20 protein-coding genes are annotated in these 26,807 nt (G+C 44.6%); 6 read left to right on the top strand and 14 right to left on the bottom strand.

Annotated features, from left to right (window positions below):
* Positions 1-37 precede the first annotated feature (37 nt).
* Positions 38-1,789 (top strand): NFACT RNA binding domain-containing protein, encoded by a 1,752-nt coding sequence (locus tag DW694_RS05840; RefSeq protein ID WP_118752685.1) that lies wholly within the window; start codon positions 38-40, stop codon positions 1,787-1,789.
* A 176-nt stretch (positions 1,790-1,965) separates the two neighbouring features.
* Here DW694_RS05840 and DW694_RS05835 read toward each other — a convergent pair whose 3' ends face one another.
* The 6 genes from DW694_RS05835 to leuS form a co-directional block, all read right to left on the bottom strand.
* Positions 1,966-3,204 (bottom strand): AGE family epimerase/isomerase, encoded by a 1,239-nt coding sequence (locus DW694_RS05835; RefSeq protein WP_118752684.1) that lies wholly within the window; start codon positions 3,202-3,204, stop codon positions 1,966-1,968.
* 187 nt (positions 3,205-3,391) lie between these two features.
* The gene (locus DW694_RS05830) at positions 3,392-3,595 is read right to left on the bottom strand and encodes a hypothetical protein (RefSeq protein WP_015525195.1); all 204 of its coding nucleotides are present in this window, start codon (positions 3,593-3,595) and stop codon (positions 3,392-3,394) included.
* Positions 3,596-3,742: 147 nt separating this feature from the next.
* A complete protein-coding gene (locus tag DW694_RS05825) occupies positions 3,743-5,029 on the bottom strand; it encodes a chloride channel protein (RefSeq protein WP_118752683.1) in 1,287 nt (428 codons plus the stop codon).
* 78 nt (positions 5,030-5,107) lie between these two features.
* Positions 5,108-5,764, bottom strand: coding sequence for a VTT domain-containing protein (locus DW694_RS05820; protein WP_015525198.1), 657 nt, complete (start codon positions 5,762-5,764; stop codon positions 5,108-5,110).
* Positions 5,765-5,855: 91 nt separating this feature from the next.
* Positions 5,856-7,217 (bottom strand): radical SAM protein, encoded by a 1,362-nt coding sequence (locus DW694_RS05815; RefSeq protein WP_021652633.1) that lies wholly within the window; start codon positions 7,215-7,217, stop codon positions 5,856-5,858.
* Between the two features lie 342 nt (positions 7,218-7,559).
* On the bottom strand, positions 7,560-9,977 hold the full coding sequence (gene leuS / locus DW694_RS05810) for a leucine--tRNA ligase (RefSeq protein ID WP_022426495.1): 2,418 nt from the start codon (positions 9,975-9,977) through the stop codon (positions 7,560-7,562).
* A 253-nt stretch (positions 9,978-10,230) separates the two neighbouring features.
* On the opposite strand from leuS, the gene DW694_RS05805 reads away from it, so the two are divergent.
* The gene (locus tag DW694_RS05805; RefSeq protein ID WP_118752682.1) at positions 10,231-11,460 is read left to right on the top strand and encodes a dicarboxylate/amino acid:cation symporter; all 1,230 of its coding nucleotides are present in this window, start codon (positions 10,231-10,233) and stop codon (positions 11,458-11,460) included.
* Positions 11,461-11,677: 217 nt separating this feature from the next.
* Here DW694_RS05805 and DW694_RS05800 read toward each other — a convergent pair whose 3' ends face one another.
* The 6 genes from DW694_RS05800 to DW694_RS05775 all read right to left on the bottom strand — a co-directional run bounded on the left by DW694_RS05800 (position 11,678) and on the right by DW694_RS05775 (position 19,875).
* A complete protein-coding gene (locus DW694_RS05800; protein WP_118752681.1) occupies positions 11,678-13,669 on the bottom strand; it encodes a TIM-barrel domain-containing protein in 1,992 nt (663 codons plus the stop codon).
* 14 nt (positions 13,670-13,683) lie between these two features.
* Positions 13,684-15,360: an alpha-glucosidase gene (locus tag DW694_RS05795; protein ID WP_114001585.1), complete on the bottom strand. Its 1,677-nt coding sequence runs from the start codon at positions 15,358-15,360 to the stop codon at positions 13,684-13,686.
* A 219-nt stretch (positions 15,361-15,579) separates the two neighbouring features.
* A complete protein-coding gene (locus tag DW694_RS05790; protein WP_021652638.1) occupies positions 15,580-16,587 on the bottom strand; it encodes a LacI family DNA-binding transcriptional regulator in 1,008 nt (335 codons plus the stop codon).
* Positions 16,584-16,754, bottom strand: a complete 171-nt coding sequence (locus DW694_RS05785; protein ID WP_015525206.1) for a hypothetical protein — start codon at positions 16,752-16,754, stop codon at positions 16,584-16,586. Before DW694_RS05785 ends, DW694_RS05790 begins: the two co-directional genes overlap by 4 nt.
* 158 nt (positions 16,755-16,912) lie before the next feature.
* Positions 16,913-19,003, bottom strand: coding sequence for an elongation factor G (locus tag DW694_RS05780; RefSeq protein ID WP_118752680.1), 2,091 nt, complete (start codon positions 19,001-19,003; stop codon positions 16,913-16,915).
* A gap of 149 nt (positions 19,004-19,152) precedes the next feature.
* Positions 19,153-19,875: a phosphatase gene (locus DW694_RS05775; protein WP_015525208.1), complete on the bottom strand. Its 723-nt coding sequence runs from the start codon at positions 19,873-19,875 to the stop codon at positions 19,153-19,155.
* Between the two features lie 320 nt (positions 19,876-20,195).
* On the opposite strand from DW694_RS05775, the gene DW694_RS05770 reads away from it, so the two are divergent.
* The 3 genes from DW694_RS05770 to DW694_RS05760 all read left to right on the top strand — a co-directional run bounded on the left by DW694_RS05770 (position 20,196) and on the right by DW694_RS05760 (position 23,861).
* On the top strand, positions 20,196-21,287 hold the full coding sequence (locus DW694_RS05770; protein ID WP_015525209.1) for a prephenate dehydrogenase: 1,092 nt from the start codon (positions 20,196-20,198) through the stop codon (positions 21,285-21,287).
* 71 nt (positions 21,288-21,358) lie between these two features.
* Complete coding sequence (aroA, locus tag DW694_RS05765) at positions 21,359-22,633, top strand: 3-phosphoshikimate 1-carboxyvinyltransferase (protein ID WP_118752679.1); 1,275 nt, start codon at positions 21,359-21,361, stop codon at positions 22,631-22,633.
* 241 nt (positions 22,634-22,874) lie between these two features.
* On the top strand, positions 22,875-23,861 hold the full coding sequence (locus DW694_RS05760; RefSeq protein ID WP_118752678.1) for a 2-hydroxyacid dehydrogenase: 987 nt from the start codon (positions 22,875-22,877) through the stop codon (positions 23,859-23,861).
* Positions 23,862-23,946: 85 nt separating this feature from the next.
* Here the strand turns inward: DW694_RS05760 and DW694_RS05755 are convergent, their stop codons facing one another.
* Both DW694_RS05755 and DW694_RS05750 read right to left on the bottom strand, forming a co-directional pair.
* Entirely contained in the window at positions 23,947-24,483 is a 537-nt protein-coding gene (locus DW694_RS05755) for a ribonuclease domain-containing protein (protein WP_118608050.1), read from the bottom strand.
* A gap of 3 nt (positions 24,484-24,486) precedes the next feature.
* The gene (locus DW694_RS05750) at positions 24,487-25,329 is read right to left on the bottom strand and encodes a deoxyribonuclease IV (RefSeq protein WP_353615802.1); all 843 of its coding nucleotides are present in this window, start codon (positions 25,327-25,329) and stop codon (positions 24,487-24,489) included.
* Between the two features lie 156 nt (positions 25,330-25,485).
* On the opposite strand from DW694_RS05750, the gene DW694_RS05745 reads away from it, so the two are divergent.
* Positions 25,486-26,805 carry a CapA family protein gene (locus tag DW694_RS05745; RefSeq protein WP_118608051.1) on the top strand — a complete coding sequence of 440 codons (1,320 nt, stop codon included), beginning with the start codon at positions 25,486-25,488 and terminating at the stop codon, positions 26,803-26,805.
* Positions 26,806-26,807: the final 2 nt, after the last annotated feature.

Below are 26,807 nucleotides of genomic sequence, written 5' to 3'. Positions count from 1 at the left end.
CTGTTATAATGATTGATGTTGAAATGGAGGTAAAATCATGGCATTTGACGGAATTACAGTTTCTGCTCTCGTGGCAGAAATCGATGATAATTTAAAAGGCGGACGTATCAACAAGATCGCCCAGCCGGAAAACGATGAACTTTTGATCACAGGAAAGGGCGCAAATGGACAGAAACGTCTTCTCTTAAGTGCAAGCGCATCCCTTCCTCTGATCTATTTTACAGATAAGAACCGTATCAGTCCTTTAACTGCACCGAACTTCTGCATGCTTCTCAGAAAGCACATCGGAAGCGCCCGTATCCTTGATGTGAAGCAGCCTGGAATGGAGCGTGTGGTGGAATTTGAGCTGGAGCATCTTAATGAGCTGGGGGATCCCTGCAGAAAGCGTCTGATCATGGAGCTGATGGGCAAGCACAGCAACATCATCTTCTGTGACGAAAAAGGCATGATCCTGGACAGCATCAAGCATGTCTCTTCCCATATGAGCTCTGTCCGTGAGGTTCTTCCCGGAAGAGAATATTTCATTCCCAATACTAGGGATAAAGAAAATCCGCTGACTGTTTCCGAGGAGGAGTTCACACAGCACATCTGTAAAAAGCCTGTGAATATTTCCAAGGCGCTTTACACTTCACTTACAGGTATGAGCCCGGTAATGGCTGAGGAGATCTGCTACCGTGCATCCATTGACGGAAGCGATGCATCGCAGTCTCTGGATGAGGCAGCCTGCACCCATCTTTATCATACCTTTCTCCGCCTTATGGAACAGATTCGGAACAGAGCGTTCACCCCAAATATTGTCTACCGCGGAGAGGAGCCTGTGGAATACGGTGTCTTTCCTTATCAACAGTTTGGCAGTGAATACCGCAGCGAAATCTTTGACAGTGTCTCTGTTATGCTGGAGACCTATTACGCTACCAAAAGTCTGCTGACACGTATCCACCAGAAATCCTCCGATCTTCGCCGTGTAGTACAGACCGCTCTGGAACGTAACCGAAAAAAATACAACATCCAGAAAAAGCAGCTGAATGATACTGCAAAAAAAGATAAATTCAAGGTCTACGGTGAACTGATCAACACCTACGGATACGGGCTTGAGGAAGGCTGCAGATCCTTTACGGCACTGAACTATTACACCAATGAGGAGATCACTATCCCTCTTGACCCGACACTGACTCCGGCACAGAATTCCAAGAAATATTTTGATAAATACGGAAAGCTAAAGCGTACAGAGGAAGCCGTCACAGAACAGATCACAGATACGGAAAGTGAGATCTCTCATCTGGAATCTATCTCCAATGCTCTGGATATCGCCAGATCTGAAAGTGACCTTTCCCAGATCAAGGAAGAGCTCACTGAGTACGGCTATATCAAACGTCACTACACAAACAAAAAAGGCCAGAAAGCCCAGCCGAAATCCAAACCGCTCCACTACATATCCAGTGACGGTTTTGATATCTATGTGGGAAAAAACAATTTCCAGAATGATGAGCTGACTTTCAAGTTCGCAACCGGAAATGACTGGTGGTTCCATGCAAAGAAAATGGCTGGTTCCCATGTGATCGTCCGCACCAAAGACGGTGAACTTCCGGACCGTACCTTCGAAGAAGCAGGCCGCCTGGCAGCCTGGTACTCCAAAGGACACTCTGCTCCCAAGGTAGAAATCGATTATATCCAGAAAAAGCATGTGAAAAAACCTGCCGGTGCGAAACCCGGTTTCGTTGTTTATTACACCAATTATTCTCTCATGGCTTCTCCGGATATTTCGGATCTGAAAGAGGTTACGGAGTAATAACTATTCAACAAAAAACCTTCCTGTGTTTTCTTATTTCTTCAAGACCGGATACCTGTATCTCTGCAAGTATCTGTCCTGAGAAATTTTTCTGTAAACACAGGAAGTTTTTTTATTGAACATTCGCACTCCGCTTCGTTACATGCTCACGAACAAAAATCGCAAAACGATTTTGTTCAGATCTCCAGTTTTTTCTTCACTGCCGGTGCAATAGACGTATCTGCTTTATGATATGGGATCAGTGTAGACTGCAGTGCATGGTACAGATCGGATTTTCCGGGCCATACGGTTCCTTTCAGATGATTCTGCTCATCCAGCTGATGAAACCAGGAGCCGTTTTCGTGATCCATGACCACTTCATCCAGGTACTTCATAAACGCAGCATAATCTTTCGCATATTTCTGCTTACCGGTCACCTGATAAAGAACTGCAGAGGTATTGATCGCTTCCGCAAGAGTCCAGTGCATACGGTCATGTACCACCGGTTTGCCATTCCAATCTGTCGTGTATACAATTCCCGGTGCACCATCTGCGTTCCAGCCGTCTTTTATTGCTGTTGTGTAAAGTTTCTCTGCTGCCTGAAGATATTTTTCCAGTTTTTCTTTCTCTTCTCCACAGTTTGCAAGCGTCCACTGTGTGATCAGCCTTGCCCATTCGATTCCATGTCCCGGTGTTGCGCCGTATGGCTTGAACGGATCATCCGGACGGTCACGGTTGCAGTCAAGATCTGCCACCCATTCCTTCGTAAAATGTTCCGGGATCCTCCAGGAGTTATCTTCTGCCCACTGGATCACATGATCAATGATCCTGCCTGCACGAATGTGATATTTTTTATCCCCGGTGACATCTCCTGCTGCCAGAAAAGCCTCTACCGTATGCATATTGGCATTTAATCCCCGGTAATCATCCAGCACGGTAAATTCCGTATTCCAGGTATCGCAGGCCAGCCCCTCCTCTTCATTCCAGAAATGTCGGTCATAAACAGCCAATGCCTCTTCAAGGAGCTCTTTCGCCCCGGGCCTTCCGGCTGTCAGTGCGGAAGATGCAGCCAGGATCACAAATGCATGGGCATAACACTGTTTATTGGGCACAATATCTCCTTCCGGTGTTACACCTGCATACCAGCCACCGTTTTTTTCATCGTGAAGCTCTCCCTTCAGACCTTTCAATGCCGCATCCGCAAGCTCTTCGCTTCCCTCATGGCCAAGCATCAGACCCAGACTGTATACATGCGCCATACGACAGGTGATCCAGGTTTCCCGGTTTCTGTCCTTCCATGGTGTTCCGTCGTCCCCCAGATAATAGGAACCTCCATTCGGTGAAGGAAACCGATGCCCGAAATTCAAAAGCTCCTCACAGGATGCTTTCAGAAATTCCCGGTTTTCTTTTGTGCTGATCTCATATTTGCTGTTCATTTCAACCACCCCATCTGTTTTTCTTTAGGATATCATTCTTTTTAGGGAACTTCAATTCTTTTAGATTCTTTTAGATTCTTTTGGATTCTTTTGACAGATTGACGAAAAAAGGAGAATGCCCTATATGCATTCTCCTCATATCAGATTTCTTAATTCCATTACCGTAACGGTCACAGATAGTCCTGTATTAATCTTCAAAACAGGTGATCACATAACGCTCACTTTCCATGATCACATCAGAAACATTGTCTCTGTCCCAGATCGCATCACTGATGATATCTTTCAGCTTATCATCCATAACGATATTAAAATTCTCCTCGATCACCTGAAACGGGACTCCCTCATTCTCCTGTGCATACTCCATGATAAAATCAAGAATCTTCTCTTCCATACCTTAAAATCTGCCTTTCTGTAAATACTAACGTTTAATATATTACATCAGATTTCCGCAGATGTCCAGATATTTTCCAGCCATGTCCATGCGGTATTCCATAAGATATTATGCCAGTATACACACCCCTTCACATTTCGTTCTATATCAGAATCTGGTATGTCGGTTCACATATTTTGCTTTATATTTGGAGTACACAATGGTCTGATCCTTGTAAAGGCCATAATATCCCGATGCTGCATAGCTGATAGATACTGCGATCAGATAGAAGGATACTCCCTTAAAGCCAAACATTTCAAAAGCGATCAGGATCGAAGTGATCGGACAGTTGGTCACACCGCAGAAAACTGCTGCCATTCCGCAGGCTGCACAGATCGACGGAGAAATTCCCATAAGATTACCCATCACACAGCCAAAGGTAGCTCCAATGCAGAAAGAAGGTACGATCTCTCCCCCGCGGAATCCTGCGCGCATAGTCAGTGCTGTAAGCAGCATTTTCCAGAAAAAGGCGAAAGTATCCGCCTGTCCGTTTTCCACCGCTTTTTCAATAAGCTCCGCACCAGCGCCCATATATTCATCTGTTCTCAGAATAAAGGTGACAACAATGACCAGGCAGGCGCCCACTGCAACCCTGACATATTTATTCTTAAACCATCTGCCATAAAGTCCTGCTGCACCATTCAGCGCAATACAGAACATAATGCTGACAATTGCACAGCCCAGAGCGATCACTCCCATTTTCAGGCCAGTTTCCACAGTCAGTGCCGGAATATCCGTCACATGAAAACTTTCAGGTGTGACTCCCATTCCGGCTGCAAATCCGGAAGCAATCAATGACGCGATCATACACGGCATCAGTGCTGCATAATACATCACGCCCACACTGACCACTTCCAGCGCAAAAACTGCCGCTGCCATCGGTGTTCCAAACAATGCGGAAAACGCCGCGCTCATGCCGCACATAACAATTACATGACGGTCCTCCTCGTCCAGATGGATCCATCTTCCAAGCTGGTTGGCAATACTTCCTCCAAGCTGGATCGCTGCTCCCTCACGTCCCGCAGAACCACCGGCAAGATGAGTCAGCGCCGTTGTGATAAAGATCAGAGGCGCAGAAAGGATTGGCACATCATCTCTGGAACGCACGGTAGAAAGAACCTGATTGGTCCCTCCATCCTCTTTTCCAAGCTTCTCATACAAAAATACAATGACAAGTCCGGATAATGGCAGCAAAAGAAAAATCCATTCATGCGCCTTCCGGTAACTGGTCACTGCCTTCAACGTAAAAGAAAACAGTGTGCTGGCAGCACCTACGATATATCCTGTAATGACAGCAAAAACCAGCCACTTGATCAGATTTGAGATATCCCGGCTGATTCTTGCACTGTAATAATATAAATGTTCCTTTAATCTTTTGTTATGATCGATCCCCATGTTCCTTCCCTTCTTTTCTTTACTGTCTGCATTATACTACATTTTTCCTCTCAGTAAAAGCAGGAAGAGAAAGCCCTGTTATTTTTTCTTCCGTGAAATATGCCTGTGTATCAGGATCGAGAATACACTGATCATCACAAGAAGCACTGCGGAGAGCCAGAATGCCGGAGACTTCGGATTTTTGATATTTGCTCCAAATATTGTAGCGAGAATAACTCCCGGCAGCGTTCCAAGCACGCCACCTGCCATATAGGTTCCAAATGGAATCTTTTCAGCTCCGAGAAACAGACTCACAGCATCTCCCGGTAAAAAGTTCAATGTCCGCATAAAAAATGAAATATACAGGCAATTTCCGTTCTGGTAATCTACTACTGTTTTCAGTTTCGGATATTTAGCTGTAAGACTTTCCACCATGGATGCACCTGAGAAGCGTCCCATCCAATATGGAAGTGCCAATGTGACTGCTCTTCCCAGAAAGTTCACCAGAAGTGCTGTTCCTGTAGAAAACAGATGCCCTACAGCAAGCTGCAGGATCGCAATTGGAAATATAAAAGAGACACTTTTCACTGCATAAAGCCCAAGCATAAGTAATGCAGCCTTAACAGGTTCCTCCGGTGTATAGCTTAAGATCCTTTCCACAGACAGATCCTCTCTATAACGGATACAGAAAAGGAGAAGCACAAGAAGGAGCACCGCCGGCAGATATTTTCTGATGTTATCAATCATTTTTTTCATGGTCTGATCCCTCCGTTTTCAAAAAAAGAGCACCGGCACCTGTTTCCGGTACCGTGCTCTTTCATAAGTTCTGCTTTTTTAAGTTTCAGGATCAGCAGCCTTTCTTCGCTGCCTTTCTCTCCTGGTCTTCCTTCCACATTTCCTCTGCTACCGGCTTCCAGTTTTCAGCATACCGGTCACATTTCGCACAGAGATGCTCTGCACTCTCCGGTGACTGAAGATCTGTGGAATGTGCTCCGGATTTTTCTACCATTTCTCTCAGCTTCTGCGGATTTTCAAGCATCGGGCATGGACGGTACATATTGTCATTAAACGGCTGTCCGTCATGATATGCCATCATCATCGGAGACTGCAGTGCTTCCAGAAGTGTTTTCTCGCGGATATTGGAATCAGAATAATGGATAAACACACATGGATCGATATCGCCGTTTGCATTGATATGCAGATAGCGACGGCCGCCTGCAATACATCCTCCCACAAACTCTGCATCATTCTGGAAATCCATGGCAAACAACGGCTTTGTTGCACGGTATTTACGGATACGCTCATAGGTTTCTCTTCTCTGTGCAGGAGTAGGAAGCAGCTCCGGTGCTGCATCATTTCCAACCGGCATATAATGGAAATACCAGATAAAGTACGCTCCAAGATCGATCAGGCTGTCGTAAAATGCCTCTGATGTGATAGACTCGAAATTTGCACTCGTATAACATGCAGAGATACCAAATACAAGCTTCTTCTCTCTGAGAAGATTGATGGCCTTGATAACCTTCTGGTATACACCATTTCCTCTTCTGCCATCTGTTGCAGTCTCAAATCCTTCCAGTGAAATTGCAGGAACAAAGTTTCCTACCCGAAGCATATCATTTGCAAAATCCTCATCGATCAGTGTTGCATTTGTGAAGGAAAGGAAGATACAGTCATTATGTTTCTCGCAAAGACGGATCAGATCCTTTTTTCTTACAAGTGGCTCTCCGCCTGTGTAAATATACATATAAACGCCAAGCTCCTTACCCTGGCGGATGATGTCATCGATCTCATCGTAGGTGAGGTTCAGCTTGTTTCCATACTCTGCTGCCCAGCATCCTGTACAGTGCAGGTTACATGCACTTGTTGGGTCAAGAAGGATTGCCCACGGGATATTACAGCCATATTTCTCACGGCATTCATCCTGTTTCTTCCAGCCTGCAAGATTTGCATTGATAAAGAAGTTTGCAACCAGAGTTTTCATAACATGCGGATCAATATCAGTTACCAATCTATGAATAAACGGATAATACGGATGTTCCGGATTAGAAATGGCTGCGCGGATCATTGCTCTCTGTGTAGGAAATCCACCACCGGAAAATTTATCTGCCCAGTCCATGATCTTGATAAAATTCTTATCCGGATCTTTATAAACATAATTGAATGCCTGTTCAAGTCCGAATTTCTTAAGTGTGTTCATTGCGCTCATACTATCTCTCCTTATTTCTCTCAATGTAAATATGCAATCTAGCTAAACGGACATCTTCATTCCGTCACACTGCATTTCGAGTACCAAAGCTTTCTTACTATCTTTGCCTGACTCATGGTGTTACTGTACGTTTTTTCCATTTGAATAACAATAGACAATATAATTGGCATGACCAAAAACTAGGCAAATCTGTTAAAATGCCTAAATATTATTGGCATTTATTCTAAATAACATTAGTTATTTTTGTGCATACTTACTTCACGATGTTTATCCATATAAAAAACACCCTGGCAAAGGCAGAAATATCTTCCGCCCTGCTTCGGGTGTTTTTGATTTATCTTATTACTTTACTACGATATTGATGATCTTCTTCGGTACGTAAATCTCTTTGATGATATTTCCGGAAATCTTATCTGCAACTGCCTTCTTTCCTTCGGCAATCGCATCTTCTTTGGAGATTTCTGCCGGAATACTGATAACAGCCTTGGTCTTGCCGTTGATCTGAACCGGAACCTCGATCTCATCATCCTTCATAAGCTCCTCATCGTGAGCCGGCCACTGTGCATGGAAAACGGAATCCTCATGACCAAGCTTCTCCCAGATCTCCTCTGCAATATGAGGAACAAATGGCGCAAGAAGAATGGTAACTGTCTCGATGGTTTCTTTGTCAACAGCGCCGTCGTTCTGCTTTGCGATAGCGATCAGCTTGTTTGTGTATTCCATAAATCCGGACACTACGGTATTCAGGCTGAAGGCCTCAAGTCTGCTGGTGATATCGTATACCATCTTATGACGGGTCTTCTCCATCTCTTTGGTAGCCGGGATATCTTTCTCAATGCTGTCAAGAGCCAGATTCCAGAAACGTTTCAGGAATCTGGATACACCATCGATTCCTCTGTCATCCCATTCTGCATCCAGTTCCGGCGGTCCTACGAACAGCTCATACATACGTAAGGAATCACATCCGTAATCATTTACAAGATCATCCGGTGAAATAACATTTCCTTTGGATTTACTCATCTTGATTCCGTTTTTACCTGTGATCATACCCTGGTTGAACAGCTTGACAAACGGCTCATCGAAATCAATAGCTCCGATATCATACAGGAACTTGGTGTAGAATCTGGAGTACAGAAGATGAAGAACAGCATGCTCTACACCACCGATATACATATCTACCGGCAGATATTTATCAGCTTTCTCTTTGGAAACCAGTTCTTTATTATTCTTATTATCTACATAACGGAGGAAATACCAGGAAGATCCTGCCCACTGAGGCATGGTGTTTGTCTCACGTTTTGCAGGAGCACCACAGCATGGGCATGTGGTATTTACCCACTCGTCAATAGCTGCAAGCGGTGACTCTCCGGTTCCTGTCGGCTGGTAGCTTTCTACCTCCGGAAGTCTTAACGGAAGCTGATCCTCCGGTACCGGTACCGCACCGCATTTCGGGCAGTGTACGATCGGGATCGGCTCACCCCAGTAACGCTGGCGGGAAAATACCCAGTCTCTCAGTTTGTAGTTGACAGTCTTACGTCCGATACCCAGCTTCTCGATGATATGCGGTGCTTCCTTCTTCAGTACGGAAGATTCCATTCCGTTCCACTCACCGGAGTTGATCATGGTTCCGGAAGCCTCTGTGTAAGCTTCTGTCATATTCTGAATTTCTTTACCATCTTTTGCGATAACCTGGATGATCGGAATATCGAATTTCTTTGCGAACTCAAAGTCACGGTCATCATGAGCAGGTACACACATGATAGCACCTGTACCATAATCAGCAAGTACATAGTCAGAAAGCCAGATTGGAAGCTTCTCGCCGTTCAGCGGATTGATCGCATAAGTACCTGTGAACACACCGGTCTTCTCTTTATCCTGAAGACGGTCTACATTGGATTTCATGGAAGCATCAAAGATATATTTCTCTACAGCCTCTCTTGTCTCGTCTGTTGCAAGAGATTTTGCAAGAGCATGCTCCGGTGCAAGTACCATGAATGTTGCTCCATGAAGAGTATCCGGTCTTGTTGTATAGACCGTGATCTTCTCTTCTCTTCCCTCAACCGGGAAATCGACCTCTGCGCCGTAGGATTTGCCGATCCAGTCTGTCTGCATCTTTTTAACCTTCTCCGGCCAGTCCAGTTTATCCAGATCACTTAAAAGTCTGTCTGCATATTTTGTGATGCGGAGCATCCACTGACGGAGGTTCTTTTTGGTAACCGGAGTGCCACAACGCTCGCAGCATCCGTTTACAACCTCTTCATTTGCAAGACCTGTCTTACAGGAAGGGCACCAGTTGATCGGGAACTCCTTCTCATATGCAAGCCCCTCTTTGAACATTTTTACAAAGATCCACTGTGTCCATTTATAGAATTCCGGATCTGTTGTGTTAACCTCCATATCCCAGTCATAGATCGCTGCGATATCGTTGATCTGACGTTTGATATTTTTGATGTTTGCTGCTGTAGATACTGCCGGATGAACACCCATCTTGATGGCATAGTTCTCAGCCGGGAGACCAAAAGCGTCCCATCCCATCGGATGGATCAGGTAATAACCCTGGAGCATTTTATAGCGGCTCCATACATCAGAGATCACATAGCCTCTCCAGTGTCCTACATGAAGACCGTTTCCGGACGGATACGGGAACATATCCAGACAGTAGTATTTCGGTTTCTTGCCATCATTGACATTTACCGGCTTTTTCTCCCAGTTTGTGCGCCATTTCGCTTCGATGGCTCTATGGTTATAAGGTGCAGCCATTTTTTTATTCCTCCTGACAAATTACTCAGTATTAATACTTTAATGCTTTCACACACTGCTATTAATTTTAACTACTTATGATGTATTTGTCAAACAAAAATCCAAAAACAGCCCTTTTCCATCAAAATATACATGAACCTGCAATCCTGGCCTGGTTTAGTTGACGCTTCTTTTTTCACATGATATAATTTCCTGCATGTATTTTCCTATATTATACATACCATACATATTTATCTTAGGAGGGAACGCATAAATGAAATCTTTTTATTCCTGGTACCGGAAGCATATTACCGGTGCGATCTTTACAGGACTGATCCTGGGTATCCTCACAGGACTTTTCCTAGCCGGACGGTTTGAACCTGTCCTCACTGTGACCAGTCTGATCGGAAGTATCTACATGAACGCCCTGAACATGATGATCTTTCCCATGGTCTTCTGTTCCATTGTCATTGGAATCTGTTCCATCGGAAACGCACGTACTACCGGCAAGATCACTGCAGCATCCATGATCTATTTTCTCTGCACAACGGCACTTGCCAGCCTGTGCGGACTGATCATCCCGAGACTGATCCATCTCGGAAAGGGAGTCAAATTTGAGATGGCAACAGCAGATATCCAGGCTACAGAAATGAGCAGTATCCTTGACACCCTGAAAAACCTGATCCCTTCCAACCCAATCGCCGCATTTGCTGACGGAAACATGCTCCAGGTTCTGGTGTTTGCCCTGATCATCGGTTTCACACTGATTGCAGTCGGTGAAAAAGGAACTCCATTCCTGAATCTGATTGATTCCGTCAATGAAGTATGCCTGAAAATCATCACAACCGTCATGTACTTTACACCCATCGGTGTTTTCTGTACCATCGTACCGGTTGTGGAAGCCAACGGAACTGAAACGATCATTTCCCTTGCAACACAGCTTGTCATTCTGTATGTGGCATTCTTTGGCTTCGCTATTGTAGTGTACGGTCTCTCTGTAAAGCTGATCGGCAAACAAAGTCCGCTGAAATTCCTGAAAGCGATCCTGCCAGCAGCACTGAACGCCTTCGGAACCTGCTCAAGCTCCGCAACCATTCCATTAAGCAAGCAGTGTATGGAAGAAGAAATGGGCGTATCCAACCAGATCACCAGCATCGCCATTCCTCTTGGTGCTACCGTTAATATGGATGCTGTATCTATCCTGATGTCCTTTATGATCATGTTCTTTGCAAACGCCTGCGGGATCCATGTAAGTATTCCTCTTATGATCATTATCCTTCTTGCAAACGTACTGCTTTCCGTTGGTACTCCAGGTGTTCCCGGTGGTGCTATCGCATCTTTCGCAGCACTGGCAACTATGGCCGGACTTCCTGCCGGAGTTCTTGGTGTTTATATCAGCATCAATACCCTCTGTGATATGGGCGCCACCTGTGTCAATGTTATCGGTGACATGGCATGCTGCTCTGTACTGAAAAATGTTATCCAGATTGAGGAAGAAGCATAAACAAATCTTTCTGAAGTGTTATTTAAACAGAATGCGAATTACTTTACATAAAACATTTTATGTAAAGCAGCAATAGCAAAAGCCGTAAGATATATGTTTAAGAAACTTTCACATATACTTACGGCTTTTCTGTTTATCAACTGTTCACATCCTGTATTCTTTATACTGTTTAACGTAAATGATGTAACACAGAAATTTATATTTCATTTTGCTGACTTTATTTTTTCAGAACACGGTAATTTTCTTCTCTGTCGTAATCCTTATGGACCCCATCGTCCTCATATAAGGTATACTCCGCACCTTCATATCCGAGAAGCTGCATATTTTTTGTATCCAGAGCTGCCACACATTCCGCTGCTTCTGCAACCGGAATACATTTTCCCTTCCGGATAAACAACGGAATCTCATTCAGTGCCACCTCTACATAATGAACACCCTTTTCAAGGATCTCCTCTGCAATGGTTCCATCCGGAAGGAATTTCACAAACTTCATCTCCTCTGGAAGATATACATAACGGCCTCTTGCGTTCTGTTCATAAACCGGAGCGATCATGATCTCATTTCCAAGAAGCAGCTGGTCTTCCACATGTACAGCAATCTTATCCTCCGGATAAACAAAGCCCAACGGCCGGAAATACATATCATCGTTCAGAGCCGCCTTCATATATTCACTGTAAAGATACGGAATAAGACGATATCTTACACCGATCACATGACGGAAATCTTCCACATTTTCAAACTGGTAGCATTCCTGCTCTCTGGTACCGATCGCTGTATGATCACGCATCAGCGGTGTGAATACTCCAAGTGCCAGGAAACGAAGCAGCAGTTCTCTTGTTGTATCAGCGCCAAATCCACCCAGATCTGCTCCTGCATACAGGAAACCACACATATTCAGAGATGGCATCATCTTCAGGTTCAAAAGGATATGAGCCCACCAGGATTTATTATCGCCGGTCCAGATCCCACCATAACGATGCATACCAATATAGGATGATCTGGAGAACATCAGAAAACGTTTTTCCGGATCGATCCGTTCAAAAGCCTCCCCTGCTGCTCTGGTCATATTGTAGCCAAACAGGTTATGTACTTTGTCATGGCGGATCTTTCTGCCATCCACATTATGGTAAAATCTCCGATAATCTTCCGGATTGTTTGCAACATTGCGAAGTGCACTCTGCATCTTCCAGATATGGATCTTTCCTTCCGTATCTTTTGCAAATTCTCCTGCAAGCTCTTTGACCTCTTTCATTCCCTCTGTGGAATAGAAGATCGCCGGCTCATTCATATCGTTCCAGAAACCGTCGATTCCCTTCTCGATCAGGAAACGGTATTTGTCACCGAACCATTTTCTGGCATCTTTGTTCAATACATCCGGAAAATGAGTATCCCCCGGCCATACAGCAGCTACAAAATCACTGCCATCCTCTCTCTGGCAGAAGTAGCGGTTTTTGACACCCTCCTCATAAACATCGTATCCCGGCTCTACCTTGACGCCGGCATCGATGATCGGAATCAGACGGATATCCTGATCCTTCAGTTCCTTTACGAATTCCGGAAAATCCTGAAAATTCTCTTCACTTAATGTAAAGTCCTTATAAGACTGCATATAATCAATATCCATATAGATCATATCAATAGGAATATGATTTTCACGATATCCAGCTGCAACCTTCCGGAAATCCTCTTTTGTAGTATAGCCCCATCTGCTCTGGCCAAATCCAAAGGCAAATTTCGGCGGGATATAGCTTCTTCCGATCACATGACGGAACTGCTTTACAATATCATAGGGACTCTCCCCTTCGATCACATAAAGCTTCAGGTCTGCATTTTCGCAGGTTACCTTCATGGTATCCATTCTGGTATAGCCAATGTCAAAGGTGATCGCTGCCGGATAGTCAAAAAACATTCCAAAGGTTTCTTTTCCGGACACAATGATAAGATTATGTGCACCGTACAGGGAATATTTATCCTCTGTATGCTCCGGATCATCGGTACAGTTACTGGTGTAAATGAATCCTCTCTTATTGATACCGCGGTTGGATTCTCCCAATCCGTAGACGATATCCTCTTCATCCATGATATAAGTAAAAGAAAATCCATCTTCTGCACAGATTTCTCCATATCCTGGCTTTCCTTCTGCTGTCTCAATGTTTTCTGTCAGTGCCTCAGTCTCAAAGGGCTCTCCATATACATATTTTTTTATCATTTTTCCCTCTCCTGTTACAGATTTCTGTAAAGAACAAATGCCTCATAAGGTTTCAGGACCACTTTCTTTCCAAAATCCTTTCTTCCAAGATTTGTGATCAGACATTCTGCATTTTTCTGAAATTCTTCCGGAATTTCCATTTCTGCCACATGCTCACTGAAATTGCAGACTGTGAGAAGCTTCTCTCCCTCAAGAGTTCTGGTATATGCAAAAATCTGATCATGATCTCTGTAAAGTGCCTCAAAAACACCGTAAACGATCACTGGTTTTTCTTTTCTTAAACGGATCAGCTTCTGATAATAATGGAAAATAGAATTCGGATCTGAAAGCTGCTGCTTCGCATTGATCTCCTTATAATTAGAGTTTACCCTGATCCATGGCGTTCCCTCCGTAAAGCCGGCCTGATGAGAATCCTCCCACTGCATTGGTGTTCTGGCATTGTCACGTCCTCTCAGCATCAGGCACTTCATCATATATTCCGGTGTATAAATACCTGCTTCTGTATATTCATGGAAATACTGAATACTCTCGATATCACGATAATCCTTAAGCTCTGTAAAATAAGCATTGGTCATTCCAAGCTCTTCTCCCTGATAAACATAAGGAGTTCCCTGCATCATATGAAGACAGGTTGCCAGCATCTTGGCTGAAGTTTCCCTGTATGCCGGATTATCATTTCCAAATCTGGAAACACTTCTTGGCTGGTCATGATTTCCAAGAAACAGACTGTTCCATGCTTTTCCCGCAAGCTCTTCCTGCCATTTGATCATAACCTTTTTAAATTCCTGGAAATCGTATTTCTCGGTAGTCCATTTACCATGGTCTGATCCCTGATCCTCTACATGCTCAAACTGAAACACCATGTTCAGCTCATTCCTGTCCTCACCTGCATATTTCTGTGCCTCTTCGATAGTCACACCGGAGGTTTCTCCAACTGTCATCACATCGTATCGGGATAAAACCTCTCTGTTCATTTCCTGAAGAAACTCATGGATCCTCGGGCCATGGACGCAGTAAGGACCAAAATCACCGTATAATCCTCCATTCATTTCTCCATCCGGATATGACTGATCCTTGGAGATCATGCTGATCACGTCCATTCGGAAACCGTCGATTCCTTTTTCACACCAGAAATTCATCATATCGTAAACTTCCTGACGAACCTTTTCATTTTCCCAGTTCAGATCCGGCTGTTTTCTTGAAAACAGGTGAAGATAATACATCTCTGTCTGAGGATCATACTCCCATGCAGGTCCTCCGAACGCACTTCCCCAGTTATTCGGTTCTTTTCCATTCACCGGCTCTCTCCAGATATAGTAATCCCTGTAAGGATTATCTTTGGATTTCCTGCTTTCAATAAACCAGTTGTGTTCATCGGAAGTATGGTTTACGACCAGATCCATGAGGATCTTAATGCCCCGTTTATGCGCTTCTTCAAGAAGCTTTTCATAATCCTCCATGGTTCCATATTCTTTATAGATCCTGCGGTAATCGGAAATATCATAGCCATTGTCATCCTGCGGAGATTCCAGCATGGGTGAGATCCAGAGAACATTTACTCCCAGTTCTTTCAGATAGTCCAGTTTTTCTATGATCCCGGGAATATCACCAATTCCGTCTCCGTTGCTGTCCTTAAAACTTCTCGGGTAGATCTGATATACCACGCTTTCTTTCCACCAGTTTTTTTTCATGGTAAATTGCCTCCTTTTTCTGTTGATTCTAAAATCAGCATATCCTATCCCACCTTTAAAATCAATAAGTTTCTCGTGAAACTTAAATTACTGCCAAACTTTTCTGTTTTTTTTATGCAGTTTTAACAATAAAGCACTACTGGCCTCTAAAAATAATTTCCAACCGTATTTCGATGATGTGCCAGGAAAAGTCAGCACAACATAAAAAAAGAGATCCTGCTACTCTTTTACAGAATCTCTCTTTACAAGCCAGACAGGGCTTTTTACATTTTTTTCGGCAGGTTCCTTTCCCTCTGCCATAAGAAGCAGCTTCCGCAAGGCCAGAACTGCTTTCTGATGAACATCCTGATGAATGGTGGTCAGCTTTGGCCTGACAATCTGCGCATAAAAATTATCATCAAAGCCGGTAATGGAAATCTGATCCGGAATCCGGATTCCCCTGTCTGTAAAAAAATTGATGGCCTCCACAGCTGTGTAATCCGAAGAAAATGCCAGTGCCTTTGTCTCCAGAAAATGAGGCAGCAGCTCTTCATATTTTTTCAGTCTGCGCCGGGGTTCCTGGGGAACCACCACATAGCGGGAGCGGCTGCAGAAGCCGCCATTTTTTTCCATAGCCTGTTTGAATCCAAGCCATCTGGCATAATCACTGTCCTGCTCTGTTTCCGCAACAAAAAGTGCCCGGTGGTATCCACAGGAATGCAGATATTCCCCGATCTGATATCCGCCGGAATAATCATCCACTCCTACATTCTGAAAGCTATATCCACCCTTCGGATAGGCATCGATCAATACCATTTTTTTATTCAGCTTTCTGGAAAGCTGATGATACTGTTCTTCATTATACCCTATAATGATAAGACCCTCTACATTCCAACGGGATGCCATATCTACCACATTATCGATCCGTTCACCGCCAATGAGCATAATATAATAGCCTCTGTTTTCTGCTTCGACCTGCAGCGTTCCGGTGATCTCTCCCACAAAAGAATCCTGCAGAGACTGCATACCATGAATGAAGGAAAAACCAAGAACCACTCCAATGATCCTTGATCCATGTCCGGATAGCATCACAGATCCCATGTGGGGAACATAATTCTGCTCCTTCAGGATCGCCGTGATCCGGTCAATGGTGCTCTGTGAAACCCGTTTTGTATTTCCATTGATCACATTGGATACGGTTGTACGACTGACACCTGCCATATCCGCGATATCCTGCAGCCTTATCATTTCATTGAATACTGCATCAACTCATAATGAAGCTCACAGCCCTCATAGATTTCTGCCGGAAGTAATGCTCTGGCAACCACTTTCAGTTCCTCCTCCGGCTGATCCACACGCTTCAAATGTGCATAATCTCCGTCAATCTGTTCCACGATATAATCACATACTAACATTTTTGTCCTCTCTCTTTTCTTTTTTGCTCATACTTCAATAACCTGTATGAGCGCAATTCGTTTCTCTGACTGGTTATTTTCAAATGCATCTAAAAACAGGCTACAGCAAATGCTGCAGCCTGTCAACTCTTTATTCTGCCCTCAAAAAATATCTCTGTTTATTCGTCAGCACTGTCAACCTTGCTTGCGCGTGCCGCGATCTCTTTCTCCTGGATATCATTAGGAGCCTGCTCATAGCGTGCAAATTCATAGGAGAAATCTCCGCTTCCACCGGTCATGGAACGAAGGACAGTGGAATAACCATAGATTTCAAGAAGCGGAACATCTGCCTCAATGATGGTATTTCCTTCGTGGTCCGGATTCATTCCGAGAACACGACCACGTCTCTTGTTCAGATCTCCCATAACATCACCGGTATATTTATCCGGAACTGTAATCTTCATGGAGATGATCGGCTCAAGAAGTACAGGAGACGCTTCCATAAAGCCCTTCTTGAAGGCAAGGATAGTTGCCATCTTAAATGCCATCTCAGAAGAATCTACCGGATGATAAGATCCATCGTAAAGGGTTGCCTTCACACCAACAACCGGATATGCAGCCAGAGGTCCCTTGAGAACACATTCCTGAAGTCCCTTCTCAACAGCCGGGAAGTAGTTCTTCGGAACTGCACCACCTACAACTACCTGCTCAAATACATAAGGTGTCTCCAGATCGCCAGATGGCTCAAAGCGCATCTTAACGTGGCCATACTGTCCGTGTCCGCCGGACTGTTTCTTATGTTTGCCTTCTACATCTGAATTCTTACGGAGTGTTTCACGGAACGGAACCTTCGGTTTGGAAAGCTCCACATCCACTTTATAGCGCTCCTTCAGCTTGCTGACAACGATATCAAGATGCTGATCACCCATACCGTAGATCAGACTCTGACGGTTTGCACTGTCATTGACAACCTTCAGGGTTCTGTCCTCTGTCATCATCTTGGCAAGGGACTGTGCGATCTTATCCTCGTCGCCCTTCTTCACTGCCTTAAATCTCTTATATGTATATGGCGTGGAAAGTATAGCCTTTGGATAAAGGATCGGATTCGCCTTGGTTGCAAGGCTGTCACCGGTCTGTACACTGCCAAGCTTGGCAATGGCACCGATATCCCCTGCAAAAAGCTCCGGAACTTCGATCGGTTTGGAACCTTCCAGGACATAAAGCTTGTTTACACGCTCCTCTGTTCCTTTCTCTACATTAAGAAGTGTATCATCGGATTTCAGCACACCGGAGCATACCTTGATCAGAGAATATTTACCAAGGAACGGATCCGCGATGGTCTTAAATACATAGGCGGATTTTGCCTTGGCAAAGTCATAATTGGCCTCAAAGATCTCGTTAGTCTTCTGTGCGATACCATTGCAGGAACGTCCGCTTGGGCTTGGGAAGTAACCGCAGATATCATCCAGAAGGTTAGATACACCGCGAAGGTTCACCGGTGATCCCATGCATACCGGAACAATACTTCCATCCTGTACATTGGTTGCAATAGCGGCGGAAACCTCTGCTACGGAGAAGGTATCTCCCTCGAAATAACGATCCATAAATTCTTCGCTGGTCTCTGCAACAGACTCCATCAGAGTTTCATGGTATTTCTCCAGGTATTCGGTCAGGTAATCAGGAACCGGGCATTCTTCCTTGCCGGCCTTATCAATATATCTTCTTCCTGCCTGCTTCACAACATTGACATAACCTACAAACTTACCATCCTCACGGATCGGGAAATGAAGGGGAGCGATCCTCTTGCCGTACAGCTCTGTCAGCTCTTCCACGACCTCACGATAGCTGACATCATCCACGTCCATATCTGTAACAAAGATCATTCGCGGAAGTTTATATTTCTCGCAGAGATTCCATGCCTTCTGTGTTCCAACCTGAACACCGGCCTTACCGGAAACAACGATAATCGCTGCATCTGCGGCGCTGACTGCCTCTTCAACTTCTCCCACAAAATCGAAATATCCGGGAGTATCCAGCACATTTACTTTCATCTTATCCCATGGTACCGGAATCAAAGAAGTTGTGATGGAAAAATGTCTCTTTATTTCTTCCTTGTCATAATCGCTGACAGTATTGCCATCCTCAACACGTCCGAGTCTGCTTGTCATACCTGCCAGATAAGCCATTGCCTCAGCCAGTGTTGTTTTGCCTGCGCCACCATGACCTAATAGGACTACATTTCTGATTCGGTCTGTTCTGAAAACGTCCATATGTAATACCTCCCTGTTTGTCTTACTTAATATGTTCACATTTTACTAAATTTCCATGCAAATTTCAAGTATTTTATTCAATTTTGACAACTTTTTTTCAGAAAATTTTTCGTATTACCGTCAATTAATACAGAACAGTCGTCTATCTTTCAGAATTTCCGGTTTACATACTTTTTCACGGCATCCACAGAACGGTTCAGTACCAGCTCTTCCGGAAAATCCAGTTTAGTCAGAAGGTCTCTGGCAAGATCAAATTCCCCGATCAGAAGGTCAAAATGGGCATCACTGTCCATAACCACAGGTACCCGATATTTTTTGCAGTATTCCAGCATGATGGTATCATTCTCCACTGCATTCTCACGGTTACAGTCAGGGTCCATGGAGTGATTGTTCAGCTCCAGGACTTTACCGTATTCTCTTGCGCCCTGTACAAGCGCCTCATAGTCAACCTCGTATCTTCCGTCATCCGGATGTCCGATGATATTGACACACGGATTCTTCATAGCATTAAGATAGGCCTCCGTATTCTCCTGTCTGCTGCCTGGTCTGATGCATGGAACATGAAGACTTGCAATGACCACGTCCAGCTTCTCCAGGGTTTTCTGCTCAAGATCTACCGTTCCCGCCGCATCCAGGATATTTACCTCCGAACCCAGAAGCAGCTGGATCCCGTACATTTCACGGGGTACTACCTTTATATTCTGGAAATAAAACTTATGACAGGTTCCGGGCATTTTCGGTGCATGCTCTGTGATTCCCAGGAGTTCAAGGCCTTTATCGGAAGCAGCCCTGGCCATCTCGCGAAGTGTGCAGTATGCATGTCCGCTGGCTACGGTATGTGTGTGAAGATCCATTACTGACTGATATTTCATGATAAATTCTCCTCTGTATCTTATATTGTTTTTTTCTTATTATATTATACGTCCGAAATCTCCGATTTCTCAAGCCTTTTTCTATTGTTACTGTTCACTCCGTTCTCAGCAACACGCTTCGCGGAATATTACCAATGAACAGTAACTTTCTATTACTCTTCCCTGTTCGCAAAACATTACCGGTAAACAGCTACAAAAATGGCCTTCCTGTTTCCGCTAACATTTGTTGACATTTTTCACACTTTCTTTTACAATATAGTCGTGATTTACACTATTAAAGAATAAAAGTAAAAAGTAACTTGAAAGGACTCTGAAGTACTATGAAAACCATAGGTTTTATCGGCCTTGGACTGATCGGCGGCTCCATTGCCAGAACCATACGAAAATTTCACCCGGATTATCGCCTGCTTGCCTTTGACAAAGACAGAAGTGCTCTGGCAGAGGCAGTCAGTTTAAACGTGATCAACGGGATCTGTGATATTGACGATGAGCAGTTATATAACTGTGATTATCTTTTTCTCTGTGCACCTGTAGAATTTAATGTGGAATACATGGAAAAGATCAAAGATTCTCTTGGAAAGAACTGTATCCTTACAGATGTAGGCAGTGTAAAAAGCGTTATCCACGAAAAAGTAACCGAGCTCGGACTTGAAGGACGCTTCATCGGCGGTCATCCTATGGCAGGCTCCGAACGCAGCGGTTTTTCCAATTCCAGTGATCATCTTCTGGAAAATGCTTATTATATCATCACTCCGGGAGGAGAAGTTGCTTTGGAAAAGATTTCTGATTTCACAGAACTGATCTCCTCTCTTGGTGCGATCCCCCTTGTTATCACTGCAGAAGAACATGATTTCATCACGGCAGGAGTCAGCCACCTTCCTCATATCGTAGCCTCCGCTCTTGTAAATCTTGTAAATCTTCTGGATAACGACGCCCAGTATATGAAAATGATCGCAGCCGGCGGTTTCCGTGATATCACACGTATTGCCTCTTCTTCACCGGTTATGTGGGAACAGATCTGTCTGGAAAATCAGAAAAACATTTCCACGGTTCTGGATGAATTTATCCGTATGCTGATCCAGATCCGCTGTTCCATTGACAACAAAGAAGCTGACAACATCTTTGACATGTTTGCAAGCTCCAAGGATTACCGTGACTCCATTGACATTGTAGACAACAGCCTGATCCCCCGCTCCTATGTCCTTTATATCGATGTGGCAGATGAGGCCGGTGCCATTGCAACCATCGCAACCATCCTTGCAACAGAAAAGGTCAGCATCAAAAATATCGGTATTATCCACAACCGAGAATTTGAAGATGGCGTTCTGAAGATCGAATTTTATACAGACGCAGCTCTGGAGCAGGCTAAAGTGCTTCTTACAAAACGTAATTACAAGATCTGCGAACGCTGATATATAAACGGCAGCAGATATCCGATCTGCTGCCATGTATTTCAAAAATAACAATACAGGCAGGTAATAATATGGAAATCAAAAAAGCAAAAAAATTATCCGGCTCTCTTGCCATTCCCGGAGATAAATCCATTTCTCACAGAGCTGTCATGTTCGGCTCTCTTGCAGAAGGCACTACCAAAATCACAAATTTTCTGGAGGGTGCAGACTGTCTCTCCACTATTTCCTGTTTCCGGAAAATGGGTATTAACATTGAAAATACAGAAGGAGAGATCCTGGTCCACGGAAAAGGTCTCCATGGTCTCCGTGCTCCGTCAGAGACTCTTGACGTCGGTAACAGCGGCACTACCACCCGCCTCATCTCCGGGATCCTTGCAGGACAGGACTTTGTATCAGAGCTTACCGGCGATGCTTCCATCCAGAAACGCCCTATGAAACGGATCATGACTCCGCTTTCCCAAATGGGTGCCGATATCGTAAGTCTCAACGGAAACGGATGTGCACCGCTTAAGATCTCCGGAAAAAAGCTCCATGCCATCCACTACAATTCTCCGGTAGCATCTGCCCAGGTAAAATCCTGCGTACTTCTTGCCGGAATGTACTCTGACGGCATTACCCGTGTAACAGAGCCGGTCCTTTCCAGAAATCACACGGAGATCATGCTGAATTACTTTGGCGCCAATGTAACCGCAGAGGGAACAACAGCATCCATCAAACCGGACCCATCTCTTTACGGACGTGAGATCCTGGTTCCGGGAGATATCTCTTCTGCAGCTTATTTTATCGCAGCAGGTCTTCTTGTTCCCAACAGTGAGATCCTTCTGAAAAATGTGGGGATCAATCCGACCCGTGACGGCATCCTCCGTGTGTGCAGGGCCATGGGAGCAGATATCACTCTTCTTAATGAAACCACAGAGGGCGAACCTACTGCCGATCTTCTGATCCGCTCCTCCGCGCTTCACGGGACCACAATAGAAGGCGCGATCATTCCTACTCTGATCGATGAACTTCCGATGATCGCCGTTATGGCAGCTTTTGCAGAAGGAACCACTGTTATCCGGGATGCACAGGAGCTTCGTGTCAAAGAGTCCGACCGCATCCAGGTTATGACGGAAAATCTTCGGAAAATGGGCGCAGATATCCAGGAAACCGAAGATGGCATGATCATTCATGGTGGAAAAGCCCTTCATGGCGCAGAGATCGATTCTCATCTGGATCACCGTGTAGCCATGTCTTTTGCAGTAGCAGGACTGCTTTGTGAGGGAACACTTTCCATCAAAAACGGAGAATGTGTCAACATCTCCTATCCGGAATTCTATTCTGATCTTTATAGTCTGGCTGAATAATTATCTTATATCCAGACAGAGAGCATTTTCATGTATCACAGCGTCTGTTCCATCAGATGACAGTGCATAAAATGCTCTCTTTTTTTTGTATTTCGTATAATTTTTATTTATTATGGATATCATAATTCCAAAATGAAACCATTTTTTTGATAAATTTTATCATTTTTCCCACTTTCCAAATTCCTACTATTATGGTATTATTTTTTCGGAAAATAATTATTTCCAGAGAGGAGCAACGATTATGAAAATTTTGTTTTATGACACCAAGAGCTACGATAGGGAATTTTTTGAGAAGCTGCTTCCATCTTATCCAGGCATTGAAATTAAATTCATTGAAGCAAATATCCATGAAGAAACCGCAGCTCTTGCCCACGGCTACGATGCCATCTGTGCATTTGTAAATGCAGATCTCGGCGCACCGGTCATTGAAGGACTTCACCGCCAGGGTGTAAAACTGATCCTGATGCGCTGTGCCGGATACAATAATGTTGATCTGGAAACTACAGCAAAATGCGGGATCCAGGTGGCACGTGTTCCCGGTTATTCTCCGGAAGCAGTTGCCGAACACGCCATGGCACTGGCTCTTACCGCCAACCGGCACACCCACAAGGCATATATCAAATGCCGTGAAAATAACTTTGCACTGAACGGTCTCATGGGCGTTAACTTTTATCAGAAAACTGCCGGCATCATCGGCACCGGAAAAATCGGTCAGGCAATGGCAAAAATCTGTCGCGGCTTTGGCATGAAGGTAATTGCTTATGATCTTTTCCCTAATAAAAATCTTGACTTTCTGGAGTATGTTTCACTGGATGAACTTCTTTCCACCAGTGATCTGATCAGTCTGCACTGTCCGATGACTCCGGAAACAGAGCATCTGATCAACTCCGAAACGATTGCAAAAATGAAAGATGGTGTGATCCTTGTAAATACCTCCAGAGGTGGACTGATCAAAACAGATGATCTGATCGCAGGTATCCGTGATCACAAATTCTTCGCCGTTGGTCTGGATGTTTACGAAGAAGAATCCGCATATGTATATGAAGACATGTCAAGCAGCATTCTTCCTACTTCCACGATCCAGCGTCTTCTGTCCTTCCCAAATGTGACCATGACCTCACATCAGGGATTCTTTACGGTAGAAGCACTGACCAATATTGCGGAGACAACCCTGGAAAACGCAAAAGCTTTTATGGTTGGAGCTGAAATGAAAAATCTGGTCCACTGATCGGTCTCAGCCCTGACACACAAAATAAGCCCCTCGGATACTGATCGTTTATCTGTATCCGGGGGCTTATTTTGTTCTTTTGATTTTAATAGATCTCGTCAAAAGACTGTCCGTCATCGTCTGTGTAATAAATGCGCTTTGCATCCTGAGTGAAGATCAGCTTCTGTTTCCCTGCATCATCGAGGCTGCACTGCTGATAGGTGACGCCCTCCTCTACCGGAAGCATACTGTCTGCATTATCATAGTCTGCAGCAGTAAGATTGGAGGGTACATGGCCATACTCATAAATGTACTGGGCCACTTCATCTTTATCTGTATAGGTGCCATTTTCATCCAGTTTCTTTTCGCTCTGCGAGTCTGCTGCATCCGATGAATCGGACCCATCTGTATCTCCTGCTCCTGCAGCATTTTCAGAATCCTGCAGCTGCTCCAGGTCGCTTTCATCAGCTACTGCCATCTCATCGTCACCATTCTGGTCCATGGCCTCCACTTCATCCTCACTCAAAGGTTCCAGGTCATCCTGAAAAGCGGATTCATCATATTTTTCCTTATCTTTGCATCCTCCCAGCATCATCGCTGCCACCCCAGCAAGCACCAGGATAAAATATCTGAACTTTTTCATGGATCAATCTCCTTTCATGGAATATCGTTCTCGTAAAAGTGCAATTTCTCTTTTCCATCCTTCATCATCATTTGGTGTCTCCAGAATAAAGGGAATTCCCTCAAGAGCCGGATGGCACACCACATTCACAAGTGCATCCAGGCCGATCTGACCTTCGCCGATCTTTGCATGACGATCCTTATGACTGCCCAGTCCGTTTATACTGTCGTTAAGATGAACAGCCTTCAATCTGGAAAGGCCGATCACCCGGTCAAACTCATCAAGAACACCATCCAGATCATGGACAATATCATAACCGCCATCCCATACATGACAGGTATCCAGGCAGACACCCAGTTTATTATTTTTTTCCACCCTGTCAATGATATCACGAAGCTCCTGAAACGTTGCTCCTACTTCCGAACCCTTGCCGGACATAGTTTCCAGAAGGACGGTCGTACTCTGTTCTTCTGTAAGGACATCATTGAGGATTTCCGCAATTTTGGTAATTCCCGTCTCAGTTCCCTGCCCTACATGACTGCCCGGGTGAAAATTATAATAATTTCCCGGTGTATATTCCATACGTTTCAGATCATCTGCCATGATCTCTCTTGCAAAATCTCTCAGATTTTCTTTTGCGGCACAGGCATTCATGGTATACGGTGCATGTGCCACCAGCTTTCCAAAATGATTTTCCCTGGAAAGCTCCAGAAATCTTTCCACATCTGCAGGATCGATCTCTTTTGCCTTGCCTCCTCTGGGATTGCGGGTAAAAAAAGCAAACGTGTTTCCACCGTTTTTCAGCATCTGACGCCCCATGGCAGCATAGCCTTTGGACGAACTTGTATGATTTCCGATATATAATATCATATCAGCACCATCTCCCTGTAGTTTATATTTCTGCCTTTTGGCCTAATTATTATATCAAAAACTTCTTTTTCTGAAAAGTCCGCGATTCTTTCTTTACAATACTTACCATTCTTTCTATAATAAAGATATCTTTACATACGAAGGAGAAAAAGAATGGCAAACGACAATCAAAGGCGGCCGCCTCATGGCCATGATCCAGAGCAGGCACGCAGAGAAGCCGCCAGAGCACGGGAAGCACGGCGGAAGCATTCTGGTTCTGCATCCCGTAATTCCCGTTCACATTCCACCGGGACTCGCAGGAATGACATCAGCAAAAAATCCAGATATTACCAGGTACGCCGTCAGAAAATGTTTCTTGCAGCTGGCGGGATCCTGATCATACTTGTTCTTGTGATCATTTTTTCCGCACGTGCATGCATTTCTTCCCGGAAAGCTGCAGAAGCCGCCGCTTTGCAGAAGGCCCAGGAAGAGGAGGCCGCAAAAAAGGCAAAAGAAGAAGCTGCTGCTGTGAAAGATCCCGTTTCACTGACGCTCAGCGTAGTCGGGGACTGCACGTTGGGTACCGATGAGACCTTTGATTATGACACAAGTCTGAACGCATGCTACGATAACAACGGCAAAGATTATTTCTTTAAAAATGTAAAAAGCATCTTTGAGGCAGACGACCTGACAATTGCCAATTTTGAAGGAACCCTCACCGATTCCGATGCCAGAGAAGATAAAACCTTTGCATTTAAAGCACCTGCCGAATATGCTCAGATACTCACCAGCGGTTCCGTTGAAGCCGTAAACACTGCAAACAATCACAGCCACGATTACGGAGAACAGAGCTATACGGATACTCTGACTGCTCTGGACAATGCGGGCATTACGCACTTCGGTTATGATGATACTGCGGTTATGGACATCAAGGGGATCAAAGTTGGTCTTGTCGGAATTTATGAGCTGAAGGATCATCTTGGGCGCGAACAGCAGCTGAAAGATAATATCGCAAAGGTCAAAGCAGATGGAGCAGAGCTTATAGTTGTGATCTTCCACTGGGGCAATGAGACCGAAACAGTTCCTGATACCAATCAGATGACCCTTGGCCGTCTTGCTATCGATGAAGGTGCAGATCTGGTATGTGGCCATCATCCGCATGTACTCCAGGGAATCGAAACCTATAAAGGAAAAAACATCGTCTACAGTCTTGGCAATTTCTGTTTTGGAGGAAACAGTTCTCCAAGTGATATGGACACCATGATCTTCCAGCAGACCTTCACTGTCACCTCAGAAGGCGTACAGGCTGATAACGTGACCAATATCATTCCCTGTTCTATTTCTTCCGCAGATGGCTACAACAATTATCAGCCAACTCCTGCATCCGGAGATGAGGCATCCAGGATCAAATCCAAGATAGAGGAACGCAGTGCTGCGATTCCTGCCGCGGATTCTTCATCCGCTACATCGGAAGGCTCTGACAGTGAAGAATAAAT

Origin of the sequence: Ruminococcus sp. AM26-12LB, from assembly GCF_003480785.1 — a bacterium.
Lineage (GTDB): Bacteria > Bacillota > Clostridia > Lachnospirales > Lachnospiraceae > Blautia_A > Blautia_A fusiformis.
This window is presented reverse-complemented; position numbering and strand designations above follow the sequence as displayed.